Origin of the sequence: Cellulomonas sp. T2.31MG-18 (genome assembly GCF_964266755.1) — a bacterium.
GTDB lineage: Bacteria > Actinomycetota > Actinomycetes > Actinomycetales > Cellulomonadaceae > Cellulomonas.
Window position 1 is genome coordinate 1,480,466 of sequence record NZ_CAXWGW010000001.1, and the last position, 17,859, is coordinate 1,498,324.

Sequence of the window (17,859 nt, forward strand, 5' to 3'; positions counted from 1 at the left end):
CGTGCACCCGTTCTACGAGCACAGCGGCCGGCTGGTGGCGGACCGGGACACCCGCGCGCTGGGGCTGGTGTCCATGGCCGCGTACCTGCTGTTCTGGGCGGCGGCGATCCCGGTCGCGCTGCGCGCGCTGCGCCGTGCGCAGGCATCCGTGGGCCCGGACGGGAACCGTGACCCCGCGCTGGAGATCGTCCGCGCGCGGTACGCCCGGGGAGAGATCGACGAGCGGGAGCTGCGGGAGCGGACCCAGGTGCTCAGGCCTCAGTCGGTGGGCGGGGTGCGCCGGAGGTAGGGCTCCAGCAGCTCGTGCGCGAGACCGCGGGCGCGGCGTTCGCTGACGCCGTCCTCCACCATGCGGCTCACGGCATAGACCAGGGCCTGGACCAGCTCGGCGGTGCGGTCCGGGTCGCTGCTGCCGTGCTCCCGGAGCGCGGCGACGAGCGGTGTGCGCAGCTCGTCGTGCAGCAGGTGCGTCGACTCGGCGAGGGCGTCCGAACGTGCGACCGAGGCGAGGGTCATCGCGAGCGCGTGGTCGCCGCGCGCGACGAGGTGCACGTTGGCGTCGACGTACGCCAGCACCTTGCCGCCGGGCGTCGACTGGCGGGCCATCCGCTGGTGCACGTACCCGGACCAGCGGGGGAACGTGTCGGAGACCAGGGCGTCGAGCAGGTCCTCCCGGGAGCTGAAGTAGGAGTAGACGCTCGACCTGGCCAGACCGGCCCGCTGCGCGACGTCCGCCAGAGCCGGCGCCTCCGTGGCACCCTCCGACAGCAGGTCGCGGGCGGCGTCGAGCAGGGCGGTCCGCTGCGCCGCGCGGTGCTCGGCGACGGTCGGTGCCTGGATGCGGGGCACGGCGGGCTCCTCGCTGCCGGTCGGGGCTGCGCGAGCGCGGAGCCGCGGAGCCGGGTCGGGCTCATGATAACGACGGCGTGTCGAGACCCCCGGGCGGCACCGATTGATTTTGCCGACACGGTGTCGGTAAAGTCGCCGCCGTGACCCAGCCTGCCGCCGCACCCCCCGCCGTCCCCACCCCGCCGAGCGGGCCGTCCGGGGCGCTCGACCGTCGCGCCTGGGCGGCGCTGCTCACCATCGGGTTCGGCGTCGCGCTGGTGATCATGGACGCGACCATCGTCAACGTCGCCCTGCCGGTGGTGATGGCCGACCTGCACCTGACCGCCGCCGACGCGCAGTGGCTCAACGCCTCCTACGCCCTGGTGTTCGCCGCCGTGCTGATCACGGTGGGGCGGCTCGGCGACCTGCACGGGCGGCGGCGGCTGTTCGCCGCCGGGATCGTGCTGTTCATGGCGGCGTCCCTGGTCGCCGGGCTGAGCGGCGGTGCCCCCCAGCTGATCGTGGCCCGGCTGGTGCAGGGGCTCGGCGCGGCGATGGTGGTGCCGAGCACCCTGTCGACGCTGAACGCCACGTTCACCGGGCGGGCGCGCGCGATCGGGTTCGCCGTGTGGGGCTCCGCGATCGGTGGCATGGCCGCCATCGGCCCCCTGCTGGGCGGCTGGCTGGCCACGGACGTGTCGTGGCGATGGGCGTTCTGGCTGAACATCCCAGTCGGGCTGCTGGTTGTGGTCGGGATCGTGCGGGTGGTGCCGGAGACCCGGGACGCCACCGCCGCGCCGGGCCGTGACGCGTGGGGTGTGCTGCTGAGCGCGGTGGGCATGGGCGGCATCGTGTTCGCGCTGATCGAGTCCTCCTGGTTCGGCTGGACGCGGCAGCCGTCCGGCGCGCTGTCCCCGGTGCCGTTCGCCCTGGTGGGCGGGGTGCTGGCGGTGGTCGCGTTCGTGCGCCTCGAGCAGCGTCGGTCCGCCGCCGGGCGCCACGTGCTGGTGGACCTCTCGCTGCTACGGGTGCGCACGTTCCGCGCCGGGATCGTGGCGGCGCTGATCGTCGCGTTCGGCGAGTTCGGCCTGCTGTTCACGCTGCCTCTGCTGCTGCAGGGCACGCTCGGCTACAGCGCGCTCGGCACCGGCGGCGTGATCCTGTGCCTGGCGATGGGCACGTTCCTGGTCTCCGCCGCCCTGCCGCGGCTGAGCGGCCGGATGTCCCAGCGGGCGATCGTGCAGACCGGGCTCGCGCTCGAGGCGATCGCGGTCGGCGGGCTGGCGCTCAGCCTGTCGACCAGCACGTCGACCCTGGTGCTGTGCCTGTGGCTGTTCGGCTACGGGGTCGGCGTCGGCATGGCCACGGCCCAGCTGACCTCGCTGCTGCTGTCCGACGTACCGGTGCAGGAGAGCGGACAGGCCTCCGGGCTGCAGAGCACCGTGCGCCAGCTGGGCTCGGCGCTCGGCGTCGCCCTGCTCGGCGGGCTGCTCGTGTCCACGTTGGCCTCGAGCACTCGCGCCAACCTGGCGGCGGCAGGCCTGCCGCCCGGCGCGGTGGACGGCCTGACCGCGGCGGTGAAGGACAGCGCGGGCATCGCGATCGCGGGCCTGCAGACGGCGCCCGGCATGCACACCGCGGCGACGGCCGCGGCCGACGCCATGGTGCACGCCAGCCAGGTGACCACCGGCCTGGCCGCCGTCGCCCTCGCGGTCGGCCTCGCGGCGACGTTCGCCCTGCCGCGGCGCTCGGCCACGCCCCCTCCGACGCCCCCCGCCCCGGCTGGACACGAGGCGCCGGACGTCGTCTGATGGGCCGTCCGGCCGGTGAGCGGCCGTCCGCGGGCGGCACCCCTCGCCGCCGCGCCCGCACCAGGCACGGAGGACGCATGCGAGCACGTCGGGTCAGCGGGACGGCCGCCGCGATCGCGGTGGGGCTGGTGGCAGCGTGCAGCCCGTCGACGCCCGCGCCCGCCGGGGTGCACGGTGCCGCCTCGGCCACCGCCGGGGGTGCACCGAGCTCGACGTCGGCCTCCACCGCCTCGGCCCCCGGCGCATCGGCGTCGGCCGCCTCGGCCGGCCGGCTCACCGTGACCACGCTCGCCACGCACCTGCCGTCGCCGTCGTCCCGCATGGTGGTGCTGCCCGTCGGCGACCGCCTGCTGCTGCTCGGCGGCCTGGCGGGGGGTTCCACCACGGCGAACGTCCTCACGCTGGACCCCGGCACCGGCGCCACCTCGGTGGTGGGGCACCTGGCGCAGCCGACCCACGACGCCGGGGGAGCGGTGCTGGGTGGGCGTGCCGTGGTGCTGGGCGGCGGCGTGAACGCGTCCACGGACCCGGTGCAGGCGATCGCGACCACGGGTGGCACCGGGACCGTGGTGGGCCACCTGCCGCAGGCGCGGTCCGACCACGCGGTGGCGGTGGACGGTGGCACGGCCTACGTGGTCGGCGGGTACGCCGCGACGACCGAGCTGGCGGACGTGCTGGCCACCACCGACGGGACGACGTTCCGCACCGTGGCGCACCTGCCGACCACCGTCCGGTACGCCGCTGCGGCCGTGGCCGGCGGGGCGCTGTGGGTGCTGGGCGGGGAGCACTCGGGCACGGCGATCGACCTGGTGCAGCGCATCGACCTGACCAGCGGCGCCGTCACGGTCGCCGGGCACCTGCCGGCACCGTTGTCCCACGCGGCGGCGGCCACCCTCGGGGGCGCGGTGCTCCTGGTCGGCGGCACGCGCGGCGCCGCGCACCAGGACGTGGTGTACCGCCTGGACCCGGCCACCGGGCAGGTCACCGCCGTCGGGCACCTGCCCGCGCCGACCTCCGACCCGGGGATGGCCGTGCTCGGGGACTCCGCCTACGTCGTCGGCGGTGAGACCGCGGACGCGGCCGGGAAGACGTCCGCGCTCTCGACCGTCGTCCGGATCCAGCCGGCTCCGTAGCGACCTGCGGCCGGCGCGCCCGCTACCAGGCGCCCGGAGCCGGTGCCGTCAGCCCGACGACGGTCGCGTACGAGTGCGGCGGGACGGGGTCCAGGCCGTCCGGGGTGTTGAGGTACCCCGGCTGGTCACCCGCCTGGCCGGTGTGCCCGTACTGCCAGACGATCTTGTTCTGCGTCGGGTCCAGCACGATCACGCGGTGGTTGGCGTCGTCGTTCAGGATGACGTCACCGTTCGGCAGTCCCTCCGCCAGCGACGGGTGGTTCAGCCGGCCGTCGCCGCTGGCGGGGTTCCACCGCCACAGCGCCTTGCCGGACTGGTCGAACAGCACCACCTGGCCCGGGTTCGAGTAGTCGACCGTGACGTACTGCCCGGGCTTGTACTGGCTCGAGTCCGACGGGTAGGTGATGGCCGGCGGGTGCGTGGACCAGTAGACGTGGCCCGAGCGGTCCATCTCCTCGACCCAGTCGCCGTTGATCTCGGTCACCAGGAAGTGCCCGTTCGGCAGGGGGAACACGCCGTTCGGGCTGCCGAAGTGCGACGGCGGGTTGTGCTGGCACGAGCCGAGGGTGCCCAGCGTCCACAGCGGGCTCTGCGAGGACGGCGAGAGGTCGACGATCCGGCAGTTCTTGATGTCCGGGGCGATGACCGTGTGGTCCGGCAGCATCATGCCGTCGTCCGGGTTCCACAGCTGGTTGGGGCCGGAGCCGTGCGTCCCGGGCGTGCCGTAGCGCCAGACGATCTTGCGGCTGGCGATGTCGATCTGGGTGATGACGAAGTTGTCCTCCTCCGTCGCGACGATGCTCTTGCCGTCGGGGGTGAAGAAGGCGTCGTCGGGGATGAGGAACGTCTGGCCCGGCGCCAGGTCGCCCGCCTGCGGCCACTGCCACAGCACCTGCCCCTGCGGGCTGACCACCACGAGCCGGTTGTTCTTCTTGTCCGCGATGAGGATCGGACCGGGCAGCACGCTGGGGTCCGAGCCGGCCGCGAGATAGCCCGGCGTGCCGGCGGGCGCGGCCGGAGGCCATGCGGGGGTCGAGCTCGGGGTGGGTGTCGCAGCCGCGCTCGCGCTACCGGCACCCGACGGGGCCGGTGCGGTCGTGGCGGCGTCCGCGGCCGAGGTGGACCGTGGCGCGGTGCTGGGGCCGGCCGTGCAGGCGGACAGGATCAGGACGGCGGCTGCCGACGACGCCAGCAGGGCGCCCGTTCTCTTCATGGCCGGGAGTCTGCGGTGCGATCGGTCCGAACGCCAGCGCGGTCCACCCCGCGGCTCCGCAGCAGGGCTCGTCGTCCCTCCGGTGCCGTTCAGGCGAGCGCCGCCGCGTGCTCGACGACGCCCAGCACGGTGAGGGTCGCCTGCGCGCCCGCCGCGGCGAAGAACTGCACGCCTCGAGGCGTCTGCCCGGAGGCCCGCATCGCGTCGAGCGCCTCGAGCGACGCCCACACGGTGACGATCCGCCACTGCGTGTCGTCGCGGGCGTCGTGCAGCAGGTACGTCTCGACGATGCCCGGCTCCAGCTCCCCGACGCCCTCCCGGTAGGCGCCGACCAGGTCCGCCGCCCGTACCGGGTCGACCTCCGCCTGCAGGATCGTGACGACCATCGCGCACCTCCACGGGAGCCGTGATGCGTGCATCACACCACTGCGCCGGACCGGCCGCACGGGCCGGTTACCGTGTGCCCGCGGGTCGTCGGCCCGCGCGAGGCGACGGGAGCGGCGTGCACGACGAGCACACGGACGGCGCGACGGCGGCGCCCGGCGGGCGGACGTGGGCCGTGGTGGTGCCCGTCAAGGACGCCCGGCACGGCAAGACGCGCCTGTCGGCGGTGCTGGCGGCCGGCCATCGGGCCGACCTGGTGCGGGCGATGGCGCTCGACACGGTCGAGGCGGCGCTCGCGTGCGACCGGGTGGCCCGCGTGCTGGTGGTGACGGCGGACCCCGCGGTGGCCGAGGAGGCGTCCCGGCTCCCACGTGTGACGGTGGTGGGCGAACCGTCGCACGAGGGTCGGCGCAGCGGGCTGGACGCGGCGGTGCTCGCGGGCGCCGCAGCAGCCCGGCGCGATCGGCCGGCGCCCGTAGCCGTGCTGCTCGGTGACGTGCCGGCGCTGCAGCCGTCCGATCTGGGGGACGCGCTCACCGCAGCGGACGGCGTGGACCGCGGTCTGGTGGCCGACGCACCCGGCACGGGTACGACCGTGCTGACGGTCGGGCCGTCCGCGGAGCTGGAGCCGCGGTTCGGGAGGGGGTCGGCGGCGGCTCACCGGGCGCTGGGGCACGTGCCGCTCGACGTCCCTGAGGCGTCCACGTTGCGTCAGGACGTCGACGTCCCCGCCGACCTCAGGGCGGCGGCGGCACTCCCGCTGGGGCCGCGCACCACGGCCCTGATAGCCCGGCTGCCCGGGCTGGTCTGACGCGCCGGGGGAGTTCGCTCGGCCGCGTCCGGGCGCGGCGGTGGGTCACGGCAGCCGGTCCACCAGCGACAGCGCCGCAGCGGCGATCCGGGCGGTGGTCGGCACGTCGCTCATGAGGGTGCCGGTCGCGGCCGCTGCGAGACCGGCGAGGGCCAGCTCCGGCACCGCGCCGGCGTCCGCGTCGTCCACCAACCAGCCGTCCAGGATGCCGCCGGTCGACCGTGCTCCGTAGTGGTGGGCGACCGCGGCCGCGGAGGTCTCCACGCCGATCGCCGCCAGGCACGCGTCCGCCATGCCGCGCACGGGCGCACCGCTGATCACCGGGCTGACGCCGACCACCGGCGCCGCCGTCGCCGCCAGTGCAGCGTGCACGCCCGGCACCGCGAGGATCGTGCCGATCGACACCACCGGGTTGGACGGCGGCAGCACCACCACGTCCGCCTCGGTGAGCGCCTCCACCACGCCCGGTGCCGCCGTCGCGACCTCGAGCCCCGCCTGAACGAAGCTGCGGGCCGGCACGCCCGCCCGCAGGCGCACCCACCACTCCTCGAAGTGCACGGTCCGGCCGTCGACCAGCTCGACGTGGGTCTCCACCGGCTGGTCGCTCATCGGCAGCAGCCGCACGCCCAGGTCCCATCGCAGGGCCAGACGCTCGGTGACCTGCGACAACGGCAGCCCCTCCTGCAGCAGCTGCGTCCGGGCCAGGTGCGTGGCCAGGTCCAGGTCGCCCAGCGTGAACCACTCCCAGCCGAGGCCGTACGCGGCGAGATCGCCCGAGACCCGGCTCGTCTCGTCCCGCCGACCCCAGCCCTGGCCCTCGTGCACGGCGTCGCCGAGCGTGTACATCAGCGTGTCCAGGTCGGGGCAGACGCGGACACCGTGGAGCCACATGTCGTCCCCGGTGTTGGCCACCACCGTCACCTGTGCCGTGGTGCCCCCGGCGCCGTCCGGCAGCCGGTCGCGCAGCAGCGCCAGCAGGCCGCGGGTGAACCGGGCGCCGCCGACGCCGCCGGACAGCACGGTGATCCTCAACGGTCCTCCTGGGGTCGGGGGGTCGGACCGACCGGGGAGCGGTCGGTGAACGCGATGACAGGCCGTCCGGTGCGCGGATGGGTCAGCACCTCGGCCTCCACGCCGTACACCTGGCGCAGCAGGGCGGGCGTGAGCACGTCGGCGGGGTGGCCGGCGGCGGCCAGGCGACCGGCGGACAGCACCAGGACGTGCTCGCAGAACGCGGCGGCGAGGTTGAGGTCGTGCAGGGCGGCCACCGTGGTGGTGCCGAGGTTCCGCACGAACGCCAGCAGGTGCAGCTGCGCGGCGACGTCCAGGTGGTTGGTCGGCTCGTCGAGCAGCAGCAGCGCGGGCTCCTGGGCCAGCGCGCGGGCGATCTGCACGCGCTGACGCTCACCGCCGGACAGCGTGGCCCACGCGCGGTCGGCCAGGTGGGCGGCCTCCGCGGCCTCGAGCGCGCGGTCGACGGCGGCGGGGTCGTCGTCCGTGCCCCACCACGAGCGGTAGGGGATCCGGCCCAGGGCGACGACGTCGCGGACGGTCAACGGGACGGCCGAGCTCGACTCCTGCTCCAGCAGGGCGATGCGGCGGGCGCGGTGCCGCCGGGGGAGCAGGTGCACGGGCACCTGACGTGGTGGGACGGCGCCGGCCCCGCCGGCCGTGGACGTCGGCCCGGGACCGGGCTCGTCGTCCGAGACCATGACGGCTCCCGCCTGCGGCACCAGCAGCCCGGCGACCAGCCGCAGCAGCGTCGTCTTGCCGGCGCCGTTGGGTCCCAGCAGCCCGGTGAGGGCTCCGGTCGGCGGCGTCGCGTCGACCCCGTCGACCACCCACCGCCCGCCCAGCCGGGTCCCGACCCCCGCGATGGTCAGCTCCACGCCGACCCCTGCCCACGTCGCAGCAGCACCGCGAACACCGGCACCCCGATCAGCGCGGTGACGATGCCGACCGGCAGCTCCCGCGGGTCGAACGCCGTACGGGCCAGCGTGTCCGCCCACACCAGGAACGTGCCGCCCGCCAGGGCCGCCACCGGCAGCAGCCGCCGGTGCGCCGGCCCGGTCAGCGCCGAGACGATGTGCGGCAGCACCAGCCCGACGAACCCGATCGCGCCGCTGACCGCCACCATCGCGCCGGTCAGCAGGGCGACGAGCGTCATCAGGGTCCATCGCGTCCGGTCCACGTGCAGGCCGAGCGCCGCCGCGCTGGTGTCGCCGAACGTGAAGGCGTCCAGCCGTGTCCCGCTGACCACCAGCACGGTGCCGACCACGAGCAGCGCCCCCGCCGAGATGGCGACCGACCGCCACGTCGCGCCGGCCAACGACCCCATCAGCCACGCGAGGATCTCCCGGTAGGAGTCACCCGTCGCCGTCCAGAAGATGACGAACGACGTGCCCGCCGCCGCGAGCTGCGACACGGCGAGGCCCGCCAGCACCGCGCGTCCGGGGGTCAGCGTCCCGCCCGCCCGCGCCAGCGTCAGGGTGCCGACCAACGCGAGCAGCGCGCCGGCGAACGCCGCGAGCGGCAGCACCAGCGCCACACCGACCACCAGCACCGCGACGGCGCCCAGCGAGGCTCCGGAGGACAGCCCCAGCAGGTACGGGTCGGCCAGCGGGTTGCGGGTCAGCGACTGCATCACCGCGCCGGACAGCGCGAGCCCCGCCCCGACCGCCGCGGCGGTGAGCACCCGCGGCAGCCGCAGCTGCCACACGATCGCGTCGTGCAGCGTCGGCACGGGCGCCGCCCCACCGGCTCCGAGCAGGTGCAGGTGCACGCCGATGCTGCGCGCCACCTCGCTCACCGCGAGGTGCGCGGGCCCGATCGTCACGGCCACCAGCACGGTGACGACGAGCGCCACCACGCCGACCGCCACGAGGACGGTCAGCGGGAGACGACGGACCCCTGCTGCCACCGGCGTCAGCCGGCGCTGGTGGTGCTGCCCGGGGTCGCCGTGGTGCCGCCGCTCGGCGCCGGGCCGCCGTCCAGGGCGTTCACGCCCGCGACCACGGTCTGCACCGCCTCGACGTTCCGCACGCCCGCCTCGGTCGCGGCGAACGGCACCACCACGTACCGGTGCTGCTTGACGGCGGCGAGCTGGGCGGTCGCCGGGTTCTGCTCGAGCGCGGTGATCTTCGACGCCGCGGTGTTCCACGTCGCGTCGACCAGCACGATCACGTCCGGGTTGGCCGCCACGACCTTCTCCCAGCCGACCGACGTCCAGGTGTCGTGCACGTCCGCGAACACGTTGGTCAGGCCGGCGGCGTCCATGATCATCTCCGGTGCCCCGATGCCGGCGCCGACGTACGGGGTGTCGTTGCCGGAGGAGTACCACAGGGCGGTGCGGTGGCCGGGCAGCTTCTGCACGGCCGCGAGGTCGGCCTTCTGCTTCGCGACGAGCGCCGCGGCGCGGTCCGGCACGCCGAAGATCTGCCCCACCTGGCCGATCTCACCGAACACGGTGTCGAACGTCAGCGGGTCGGGCATCGAGCCCTTCTCCTTGCAGGCCGCGGGGGAGACGTAGGTGCCGATCCCGCGCGAGGCGAGCGTCGCCCGGTCGCCGACGCCGGACGACGACACGTTCGACTCCCAGCCGGCGTAGACGAAGTCCGGGTTCGCGGCGAGCAGTGCCTCCTGGCTGGGCACCGTGTCGCCGAGCACCGGCACCTTGGCCGCCGCGGCGGCCCACTGGCTGGGCACCGGCCCGTCGGCGAAGGCGGTGCCGACCAGGCGGTCGCCGAGGCCGAGCGCGAGCATCATCTCGGTCGCGCTGGACTTGATCGACACCACGCGGGTGGGCGGCTTGGTCACCGTCACCTGCGTGCCGCAGTCGTCCAGGGTGACGGGGCTGAACGTCGCCGCCGTGGCGGCCGCGGTGGTGGACGACGACGCGGAACCGGAGGCGCCCGAGGCGCAGGCGCCGAGCGCGAGGACAGGCGCGAGCACCAGGGGGAGCATCAGACGGGACGGGACGGCACGGCGGTGCATGGGAGGGCTCCTCGGCAGGTGGCGGGTCGGCGGCTCGTCGCCGCTCGCACGGGAGCACGTCGCTCCCCGGAATCGCACCGCCCAGTGGGGACGGCGCGGCCCTCGCCAACATCCGGTGGGGTTCCGGCGCACACCCTAGGCACGCAGGTCGGAGCCCCACAACCGGCCGGTCACGGCGCCGCCGCGAGGGCCAGCGCGCGCGCCACCGCGTCGACGTCCTGGCGCAGCGCGCTGACCGTCACGCGCAGGTGACCGCCACCCTCCTGGCCCGTGGCGGCGAAGGGCCGGCCGCGGGCCACGCGGATCCCGGCCGCACCGAGCCGCACGAGCGCACGCTGCTCGTCCGCCACCGGGACCCACAGGTTCACGCCGTCCCCGGGGACCAGCTCCAGGCCGTGGTGCGCGAGCGCCTGCGTGAGCGCGCGCTGGCGTCCGTGGTAGACCCGGCGGGCGTGCTCGACGGCGTCCACGGCGGGACCGTCGGTGAGCAGGTCCGCCAGCACGCGCTGCAGCAGGCGGCTGGTCCACCCAGGGCCGAGCAGGCGGCGGGCGACGAGCGCGTCGAGCACGGTGGCGGGTCCGCCGACGGCGGCGATGCGCAGGTCCGGACCGTGCGACTTGGAGTACGAGCGCACGTGCACCACCCGGTCGGGCAGCAGCGCACCCAGGCTGACGTCCCGCGCGGAGGAGATCTGCCCGGAGTGGTCGTCCTCCAGCACCCAGACGGGCTGGGGTGCCGCGCGCACGGCGGCTGCGAGCTCCCGCGCACGGGTCGGCGTCAGGCTGACGCCCGTGGGGTTGTGCGCGCGCGGTTGCAGCACCACGGCGGACGCCCCGGCGGCCAGCGCCGCCCCCAGCGAGTCCGGCACCATGCCGTGGGCGTCCAGCGTGACGGGCACGCGTTCGAGGCCCAGCTGGTCGAGCAGGTCGAACAGCGGTGGGAAGCCGGGGTCCTCCACGGCCACGCGGTCGCCGAACCCGCACGTGACGTCGAGCGTGCGCGCCAGCGCGTCGACCGCCCCGTCGACCACGGTCAGCCGTTGCGGCGGGAAGGGCCACGTGCCGCGCAGCAGGTGCTCGAGCTCGGGCACCAGGGACGGCGCGACGTAGCTGGCCGTCTCGGCCGCGGGCATGCGGGCCGAGACCCGCGCCAGCGCCGGGCCCAGCTCGGGCAGCAGCTCGGGGTCCGGCGTGCCGGTGGACAGGTCGAGGCGGCCGGGCGCCCCGCCGGTCAGGTCGCGGTAGCGCGGCGGCACGCGGTCCTCCGGTGAGGGCAGCACGGTGGTGCCGGCCCGGCCGCGGGACGACACCAGGCCGACGACGGACAGGGCGTGCCACGCCGAGCCGACGGTGGCGGGGCTGACCGCGAGCTCCGCGGCGAGGGCCCGGACGGTCGGCAGCCGGTCGCCGGGGCGCAGGCCGCCCGTGTGCACCATCCGCGCCACCGTCGCGGCGATGCCGCGCGGGCTGCGGTCGACGACCAGGTCCGCGAGGCGTGCCGCGGCGGCCCGGCCGTGCCCGAGGTGGTGCTCGTCGTGCCCGCGGCGCGGCCCCGCCTGCGAGTCCCGCTGCGAATCCCCCTGCGAATCCCCCTGGTCCACGACGGAATCGTCCGTGCTGGGCGCGGTCGACGCGGACCAAGGTCCCCACTGTTTACACGCGGCGCCCCGGAAGTTCCCGCACGGCAAATCCCGAGAAACGCCGCAGAAATGTCCAACCTCGACAGTCACATTCCAGGCGGTGCGGCCGGGACGGCCCCCGCCGGACCCGACGTACCGCTTCTCGCCCGATGCCGAGCACCACCGAGGAGCCGCAGATGACCGTCGTACGCGTCGCCTTCACCCAGGCCACCTGGACCGGGGACAAGGAGTCGATGATCGCGCTGCACGAGGCGTGGACCCGCGAGGCGGCCTCCGCCGGCGCGCAGGTGATCGGCTTCCAGGAGCTGTTCTACGGGCCGTACTTCGGCATCACGCAGGACACCGCCTACTACGACTACGCCGAGACGATCCCCGGCCCGACCGTCGACCGCTTCGCCGCGCTGGCCGCCGAGCTGGGCATCGTGATCGTGCTGCCGATCTACGAGGAGGACCAGCCTGGGGTCCTCTACAACACGGCCGTCGTCATCGACGCGGACGGCACCGTGCTGGGCAAGTACCGCAAGCACCACATCCCGCACCTGCCCAAGTTCTGGGAGAAGTTCTACTTCCGCCCCGGGAACACCGGCTGGCCGGTGTTCGACACGGCGGTCGGCAAGATCGGCGTGAACATCTGCTACGACCGGCACTTCCCGGAGGGGTGGCGCACGCTCGCGCTGAACGGCGCGCAGATCGTGTTCAACCCGAACGCGACGGCGCCCGGCGTCTCGAACCGGCTGTGGGAGCTCGAGCAGCCCGCCGCGGCGGTGGCCAACGGGTACTTCGTCATCGCGAACAACCGCGTCGGCCTGGAGGACAACGAGTACGGGGACGAGGCCGTCAACTTCTACGGCTCGTCGTACGCCGTGGGCCCGGACGGGAACTACGTCGGAGAGGTCGGGTCGAGCACCGACGACCAGCTGATCGTCCGGGACCTGGACCTGGAGCAGATCCGCGAGGTGCGCGAGCGCTGGCAGTTCTTCCGCGACCGTCGGCCGGACCAGTACGGCCCGATCGTCGCGCCCTGACCGCACCGACCCGCGAAGGAGACCTATGCCGACCACGCTCATCACCGGCGGCACGGTGGTCAACGCCACCGGCCGCGGCGCCGCCGACGTGCTGATCGACGGAGAGAGGATCGTCGCGATCCTCGACCCCGGCTCCACGCTGCTCGGCCACGACCTGGCGGCCTCCGTGGACCGCGTCGTCGACGCCGCCGGCAAGTACGTGATCCCCGGCGGGATCGACGCGCACACGCACATGGAGATGCCGTTCGGCGGCACGTTCGCCTCCGACACCTTCGAGACGGGCACCACGGCCGCCGCGTGGGGCGGGACGACGAGCATCATCGACTTCGTCGTCCAGTACGCGGGCGAGAACCCGCTGGACCAGTACGCGCTGTGGCACCAGAAGGCCGCCGGGAGCTGTGCGATCGACTACGGGTTCCACCAGATCCTGAGCGACGTGCAGGACTCGTCCCTGGACGCGATGGACGAGCTGGTGGCCGAGGGCGTGAGCAGCTTCAAGCTGTTCCAGGCCTACAAGGGCGTGTTCCTGTCCGACGACGGCCAGATCCTGCGCGCGATGCAGAAGGCGGCGGACAACGGCGCGCTGGTCATGATGCACGCGGAGAACGGGTCGTGGATCGACACCGTGGTGCAGCAGCTGGTGGCGCAGGGCAAGACCGACCCGTACTACCACGGCATCTCGCGGCCGTGGCAGGCGGAGGAGGAGGCCACGCACCGGGCGATCATGCTGGCGCAGTACACCGGCGCGCCGCTTTACGTGGTGCACGTCTCGGACAAGCAGGCCGTCGCGCAGATCGCCGCCGCCCGGGACACCGGGCAGAACGTGTTCGGCGAGACCTGCCCGCAGTACCTGTACCTGACCCTGGAGGACCAGCTCGGCGCCCCCGGCTTCGAGGGAGCCAAGTGGGTGTGCTCCACCCCGCTGCGGTCCAAGGCGGAGCACCACCAGGAGCACATGTGGCAGGCGCTGCGCACCAACGACCTGCAGGTGGTGTCCACCGACCACTGCCCCTTCTGCATGAAGGGGCAGAAGGAGCTCGGGATCGGCGACTTCTCCAAGATCCCCAACGGCATCGGCTCGGTGGAGCACCGCGTCGACCTGCTCTACCAGGGCGTCGTCACCGGGCAGATCACCCTGGAGCGCTGGGTGGAGCTGATCGCCGCCACCCCGGCGCGGATGTTCGGCCTGTACGGCCGCAAGGGCGTCCTCGCCCCGGGCGCCGACGCGGACGTCGTGGTCTACGACCCGAACGGCCACACGTCGATCGGGGTGGGCAAGACGCACCACATGAACATGGACTACTCGGCCTGGGAGGGCTACGAGATCGACGGGCACGTCGACACCGTGATCTCCCGCGGGTCGGTGATCGTGGACGACGGGCAGTTCCTGGGCACCGCCGGCCACGGGAAGTTCCTCAAGCGCGACCTGTCGCAGTACCTGGTCTGAGGCGCACATGGACTTCGGCGTCGTCCTGCAGACCAACCCACCCGCCTGGCGGACCGTCGACCTGGCCCGCCAGGCCGAGACCCACGGCTTCGACTACGTGTGGACGTTCGACTCGCACCTGCTGTGGCAGGAGCCGTTCGTCATCTACTCCGCGATCCTCGCCGCGACGCACACGGTCAAGGTCGGCCCGATGGTCACCAACCCCGCGACGCGGGACTGGACCGTGATCGCGTCCCTGTTCGCCACCCTGAACGAGATGTACGGCAACCGGACGGTGTGCGGCATCGGGCGGGGCGACTCGGCCGTGCGGACGCTGAACGGCAGGCCGTCCAACCTCGCGACGCTGCGCGAGGCGGTGCAGGTGATCCGCGAGCTGGGGAACGGTCGAGCGGCGCACCTGAACGACCGCACGGTCCGGTTCCCGTGGGCGACGCGCTCGCAGCTCGAGGTGTGGGTCGCCGCCTACGGCCCGCAGGCCCTCAAGCTCACCGGCGAGGTGGGCGACGCGTTCATCCTGCAGCTGGCGGACCCGGACATCGCCACCTGGATGATCCGGGCGGTCCGCGACTCGGCCGAGGCGGCGGGGCGCGACCCGGACGAGGTGCAGTTCTGCGTCGCGGCACCGGCGTACGTCGGCGACGGGCAGTCGCCCGCCGAGCGCGCGCACATGCGTGAGCAGTGCCGCTGGTTCGGCGGGATGGTCGGCAACCACGTCGCGGAGATCGTCCGGCGGTACGGGACGGACTCCGCGGTGCCGAAGGCCCTGACCGACTACATCCGCGACCGCGAGGGCTACGACTACAACCAGCACGGCCGCGCGGGGAACACCCACACGACCTTCGTGCCGGACGAGATCGTCGAGCGCTTCTGCCTGCTCGGCTCGCCGTACGAGCACGTGGAGAAGCTGCGGGTGCTCGAGTCCCTGGGCTGCACGCAGTACGCGCTCTACCTCCAGCACGACAACAAGGAGGAGACGATGCGCCTGTACGGCGAGCGGGTGATCCCGGCGCTCGCCGAGCCCGTGGTGGCGACGGCATGACGGGCGGCCGGTACCGCGCCCTGCGCGCGACCGTCTACGGGATCGCCGCCCTGCTGCTGTTCTGCCTGGTCTGGGAGCTGGTCAAGGCCGTGGTCCCCGCCGCGGGCGTGCACGTGCTCGGCGCCAGCGTGCTGCCCCGCACCGACGACCACGCGATGCCGCACGTGTGGGACGTGGTCGCCCGGATGGGTCGGTCGGAGACGTCGGCGCGCGGCGCCGACTCCGTCCTCGTCGCGATGGGCAAGGCCGGCTGGTTCACGTTGCGGGTGGCGCTCGCGGGCTGGTTGGTGGGGGTGGTCGCCGGGATGGCCCTGGCCGTGCTGATGGCCCGGCGCCGGCTCGCCGAGGCCGCGGTGCTCCCGTGGGTGGTGCTCAGCCAGACCGTCCCGCTGATCGCGCTGGCCCCGCTGGTGGTCGGCTGGGGCGGGCGGATCCACCTCGGCGCGTTCGAGTGGCAGCGGTGGATGTCGGTGGCCGCGATCGCGTCCTACCTGGCGTTCTTCCCGGTGGCCGTCGGCGCGCTGCGGGGGCTGCAGTCCCCGACGCCGGCGCAGACCGACCTGTTCCGCGCCCAGGCCGCCGGGTGGTGGCGCACGCTCGTCTCGCTGCGGCTGCCGGCCAGCGTGCCGTACGTGCTGCCCGCGCTGCGGCTCGGCGCCGCCACGGCCGTGGTGGGCGCCATCGTCGCCGAGGTGTCCACCGGGACCCCCGGGGGCATCGGGCGGCTGATCATCTCGTACGCGCAGTCCGCCAGCGGCGACCCGGGCAAGCCGTGGGCGGCGATCGTGGCCGCCGCCGCCCTCGGCCTGGTCGCCGCCGGGCTCGTCGGCCTCGTCGGGCTGCTGCTGCGCCGCTACCGCTACGCGGAGGTGTCCTCGTGACCGTCCCCACCCCCACCCCGGCGCCGGTTGCGCCGGTCACTACGCATCCCGCCGCCGCGGTGGTCGCCCGCGGCGTCGGCAAGACGTTCTGCACCCGCAGCGGCGAGGTGGTCGCGCTCGAGGGCGTCGACCTGACGGTCGCCGCGGGGGAGTTCGTCTCCCTGATCGGACCGTCCGGGTGCGGCAAGTCCACGTTGCTGCGCCTGGTCGCCGACCTGGACGAGCCGACGTCCGGCGAGCTGACCGTGTTCGGCAAGCCGCCGCGCGTGGCCCGGGAGGGGCAGGACTACGGCATCGCGTTCCAGCAGGCGGGGCTGCTGCCGTGGCGCACCGTCAGGGCCAACGTCGAGCTGCCGTTGGAGCTGCACGGCGTCGGACGCCGGCAGCGAGCCGCGCGGGCGACCGAGCTGCTCGAGATGGTGGGGCTGGGGGACTTCGCCGGCCACCTGCCGGGCCAGCTGTCGGGCGGCATGCAGCAGCGCGTGGCGATCGCCCGCTCGCTGGCGGAGCGACCGAGCCTGCTGCTGATGGACGAGCCCTTCGGCGCGCTCGACGAGATGACCCGCGAACGGATGCAGACCGAGCTGGTGCGCATCTGCGCGGAGAGCGGCGCGGCGGTGCTGTTCGTCACGCACTCGATCCCCGAGGCGGTGTTCCTGTCCCACCGCGTGGTGGTGATGAGCGCCCGACCGGGCCGGATCAGCCAGGTGGTGCCGATCTCCCTGGCCGCGACGGCCAGCCGCACGGACGGCACCCGCGAGGACAGCGCGTTCTTCGCCGACGTCACCGCGGTGCGCGAGGCGCTGCACGGTGGCGCGACCGCGGCGCGCGGCGTGGACCTGCGATGACGGCCGCCGCGGTCCGCCGGTGGCTCGCGCCCGTCGCGCTCGGCGCGCTGGCGCTGCTGGCCTGGCAGCTGTTCGTCCAGGTCAGTGGCGTCAAGCCCTACCTGCTGCCGGCACCGACCGCGATCTGGACGCAGCTGGTGACGGTGTGGCCGCTGGTGTGGCGCTCCGCGCTGGCGACGGGCACGAACGTGCTGGTCGGGCTGCTGCTCGGGGCCCTCGCGGCGGTCGGCGCCGCGCTGCTCGCCGCCCGCAGCCGGGTGGTGGACGCCCTGATGTCGCCGACTGCCGCGGCGCTGGCCGTGATGCCGATCGTCGCCCTGGCACCGGCGCTGAACACGATGTTCGGCACCACCACCACGACCCCACGGCGACTGATCGTCGCCGTGGTCGTGTTCGCCCCGGTGTTCGTCAACACCCTGCGCGGGCTGCGCCAGGTGCTGCCCGTGCACCGCGACCTGCTGCGGGCCTACGCCGCCACGCCGGGCCAGCTCGCCAGGACGGTCACGGTCCCCGGTGCGCTGCCGTACCTGTTCACCGGCCTGCGCATCGCCTCGTCCACCGGGGTGATCGCCGCGATCGTCGCGGAGTACTTCGGCGGGCTGCAGAACGGCCTCGGCTCGCGGATCACCGCCGCGGCGTCCAACTCGGCCTATGCCCGGGCCTGGGCCTTCGTGGTCGGCGCGATCGCGCTCGGGCTCGTGTTCTACCTGGTCACGCTCGCGGCCGAGCACGCCGTCGCCCGCCGTCAGGGAGCCGCCTGAGCCCACCACCCGTCCCGCCTGCCATCGGCGCCAGGCCGGCCGACC

18 protein-coding genes are annotated in these 17,859 nt (G+C 74.4%); 10 read left to right on the plus strand and 8 right to left on the minus strand.

Annotated elements, in window-relative coordinates:
• Position 1 precedes the first annotated feature (1 nt).
• Positions 2-289 (plus strand): hypothetical protein, encoded by a 288-nt coding sequence (locus ACFQTY_RS06865; RefSeq protein ID WP_378098728.1) that lies wholly within the window; start codon positions 2-4, stop codon positions 287-289.
• On the opposite strand, the gene ACFQTY_RS06870 is transcribed toward ACFQTY_RS06865, so the two are convergent.
• Positions 259-849 (minus strand): TetR/AcrR family transcriptional regulator, encoded by a 591-nt coding sequence (locus tag ACFQTY_RS06870; protein WP_378098730.1) that lies wholly within the window; start codon positions 847-849, stop codon positions 259-261. The genes ACFQTY_RS06865 and ACFQTY_RS06870 overlap by 31 nt on opposite strands.
• 140 nt (positions 850-989) lie before the next feature.
• Here ACFQTY_RS06870 and ACFQTY_RS06875 point away from each other — a divergent pair, with 140 nt between their 5' ends.
• Both ACFQTY_RS06875 and ACFQTY_RS06880 read left to right on the plus strand, forming a co-directional pair.
• Entirely contained in the window at positions 990-2,639 is a 1,650-nt protein-coding gene (locus tag ACFQTY_RS06875) for an MFS transporter (protein WP_378098732.1), read from the plus strand.
• 77 nt (positions 2,640-2,716) lie between these two features.
• Positions 2,717-3,772 carry a hypothetical protein gene (locus ACFQTY_RS06880; protein WP_378098734.1) on the plus strand — a complete coding sequence of 352 codons (1,056 nt, stop codon included), beginning with the start codon at positions 2,717-2,719 and terminating at the stop codon, positions 3,770-3,772.
• Positions 3,773-3,794: 22 nt separating this feature from the next.
• On the opposite strand, the gene ACFQTY_RS06885 is transcribed toward ACFQTY_RS06880, so the two are convergent.
• Together ACFQTY_RS06885 and ACFQTY_RS06890 are read right to left on the minus strand one after the other, a co-directional pair.
• Positions 3,795-4,985 (minus strand): PQQ-binding-like beta-propeller repeat protein, encoded by a 1,191-nt coding sequence (locus tag ACFQTY_RS06885; protein ID WP_291758851.1) that lies wholly within the window; start codon positions 4,983-4,985, stop codon positions 3,795-3,797.
• Between the two features lie 89 nt (positions 4,986-5,074).
• Positions 5,075-5,371, minus strand: a complete 297-nt coding sequence (locus ACFQTY_RS06890) for an antibiotic biosynthesis monooxygenase family protein (protein ID WP_378098737.1) — start codon at positions 5,369-5,371, stop codon at positions 5,075-5,077.
• A 116-nt stretch (positions 5,372-5,487) separates the two neighbouring features.
• Between ACFQTY_RS06890 and cofC the strand changes: the two genes are divergently transcribed.
• Positions 5,488-6,180 carry a 2-phospho-L-lactate guanylyltransferase gene (gene cofC, locus ACFQTY_RS06895; RefSeq protein ID WP_378098739.1) on the plus strand — a complete coding sequence of 231 codons (693 nt, stop codon included), beginning with the start codon at positions 5,488-5,490 and terminating at the stop codon, positions 6,178-6,180.
• A 45-nt stretch (positions 6,181-6,225) separates the two neighbouring features.
• On the opposite strand, the gene cofD is transcribed toward cofC, so the two are convergent.
• From cofD to ACFQTY_RS06920, 5 genes are all read right to left on the minus strand, one after another.
• Positions 6,226-7,212 (minus strand): 2-phospho-L-lactate transferase, encoded by a 987-nt coding sequence (gene cofD / locus ACFQTY_RS06900; RefSeq protein WP_378098741.1) that lies wholly within the window; start codon positions 7,210-7,212, stop codon positions 6,226-6,228.
• Positions 7,209-8,069, minus strand: coding sequence for a putative F420-0 ABC transporter ATP-binding protein (locus tag ACFQTY_RS06905; RefSeq protein ID WP_378098743.1), 861 nt, complete (start codon positions 8,067-8,069; stop codon positions 7,209-7,211). The genes cofD and ACFQTY_RS06905 overlap by 4 nt, the downstream gene beginning before the upstream one ends.
• Positions 8,060-9,100, minus strand: coding sequence for a putative F420-0 ABC transporter permease subunit (locus ACFQTY_RS06910; RefSeq protein WP_378098745.1), 1,041 nt, complete (start codon positions 9,098-9,100; stop codon positions 8,060-8,062). Before ACFQTY_RS06910 ends, ACFQTY_RS06905 begins: the two co-directional genes overlap by 10 nt.
• 5 nt (positions 9,101-9,105) lie before the next feature.
• Positions 9,106-10,173 carry a putative F420-0 ABC transporter substrate-binding protein gene (locus ACFQTY_RS06915; RefSeq protein WP_378098747.1) on the minus strand — a complete coding sequence of 356 codons (1,068 nt, stop codon included), beginning with the start codon at positions 10,171-10,173 and terminating at the stop codon, positions 9,106-9,108.
• A gap of 170 nt (positions 10,174-10,343) precedes the next feature.
• Positions 10,344-11,774 (minus strand): aminotransferase class I/II-fold pyridoxal phosphate-dependent enzyme, encoded by a 1,431-nt coding sequence (locus tag ACFQTY_RS06920; RefSeq protein ID WP_378098749.1) that lies wholly within the window; start codon positions 11,772-11,774, stop codon positions 10,344-10,346.
• Between the two features lie 215 nt (positions 11,775-11,989).
• Here ACFQTY_RS06920 and ACFQTY_RS06925 point away from each other — a divergent pair, with 215 nt between their 5' ends.
• From ACFQTY_RS06925 to ACFQTY_RS06950, 6 genes are read left to right on the plus strand one after another with little or no spacing between them, the layout of a single operon-like run.
• Positions 11,990-12,838 carry a nitrilase-related carbon-nitrogen hydrolase gene (locus tag ACFQTY_RS06925; protein ID WP_337973072.1) on the plus strand — a complete coding sequence of 283 codons (849 nt, stop codon included), beginning with the start codon at positions 11,990-11,992 and terminating at the stop codon, positions 12,836-12,838.
• Between the two features lie 25 nt (positions 12,839-12,863).
• Positions 12,864-14,285, plus strand: coding sequence for a dihydropyrimidinase (gene hydA / locus ACFQTY_RS06930; RefSeq protein WP_378098752.1), 1,422 nt, complete (start codon positions 12,864-12,866; stop codon positions 14,283-14,285).
• A 7-nt stretch (positions 14,286-14,292) separates the two neighbouring features.
• Complete coding sequence (locus ACFQTY_RS06935) at positions 14,293-15,324, plus strand: TIGR03842 family LLM class F420-dependent oxidoreductase (protein ID WP_378098754.1); 1,032 nt, start codon at positions 14,293-14,295, stop codon at positions 15,322-15,324.
• Positions 15,321-16,205 carry an ABC transporter permease gene (locus ACFQTY_RS06940; protein ID WP_378098756.1) on the plus strand — a complete coding sequence of 295 codons (885 nt, stop codon included), beginning with the start codon at positions 15,321-15,323 and terminating at the stop codon, positions 16,203-16,205. Before ACFQTY_RS06935 ends, ACFQTY_RS06940 begins: the two co-directional genes overlap by 4 nt.
• On the plus strand, positions 16,202-17,053 hold the full coding sequence (locus ACFQTY_RS06945; protein ID WP_378098758.1) for an ABC transporter ATP-binding protein: 852 nt from the start codon (positions 16,202-16,204) through the stop codon (positions 17,051-17,053). The genes ACFQTY_RS06940 and ACFQTY_RS06945 overlap by 4 nt, the downstream gene beginning before the upstream one ends.
• A complete protein-coding gene (locus ACFQTY_RS06950; protein ID WP_378098760.1) occupies positions 17,050-17,814 on the plus strand; it encodes an ABC transporter permease in 765 nt (254 codons plus the stop codon). The genes ACFQTY_RS06945 and ACFQTY_RS06950 overlap by 4 nt, the downstream gene beginning before the upstream one ends.
• Positions 17,815-17,859 lie beyond the last annotated feature (45 nt).

Excerpts from the sequence above, each read along its gene's own strand:
- ACFQTY_RS06880 (WP_378098734.1), top strand. The coding sequence starts at position 2,717 with ATGCGAGCACGTCGGGTCAGCGGGACGGCCGCCGCGATCGCGGTGGGG.
- ACFQTY_RS06885 (WP_291758851.1), bottom strand. The coding sequence starts at position 4,985 with ATGAAGAGAACGGGCGCCCTGCTGGCGTCGTCGGCAGCCGCCGTCCTG.
- ACFQTY_RS06890 (WP_378098737.1), bottom strand. The coding sequence starts at position 5,371 with ATGGTCGTCACGATCCTGCAGGCGGAGGTCGACCCGGTACGGGCGGCG.
- ACFQTY_RS06915 (WP_378098747.1), bottom strand. The coding sequence starts at position 10,173 with ATGCACCGCCGTGCCGTCCCGTCCCGTCTGATGCTCCCCCTGGTGCTC.
- ACFQTY_RS06925 (WP_337973072.1), top strand. The coding sequence starts at position 11,990 with ATGACCGTCGTACGCGTCGCCTTCACCCAGGCCACCTGGACCGGGGAC.
- hydA (WP_378098752.1), top strand. The coding sequence starts at position 12,864 with ATGCCGACCACGCTCATCACCGGCGGCACGGTGGTCAACGCCACCGGC.
- ACFQTY_RS06935 (WP_378098754.1), top strand. The coding sequence starts at position 14,293 with ATGGACTTCGGCGTCGTCCTGCAGACCAACCCACCCGCCTGGCGGACC.
- ACFQTY_RS06940 (WP_378098756.1), top strand. The coding sequence starts at position 15,321 with ATGACGGGCGGCCGGTACCGCGCCCTGCGCGCGACCGTCTACGGGATC.
- ACFQTY_RS06950 (WP_378098760.1), top strand. The coding sequence starts at position 17,050 with ATGACGGCCGCCGCGGTCCGCCGGTGGCTCGCGCCCGTCGCGCTCGGC.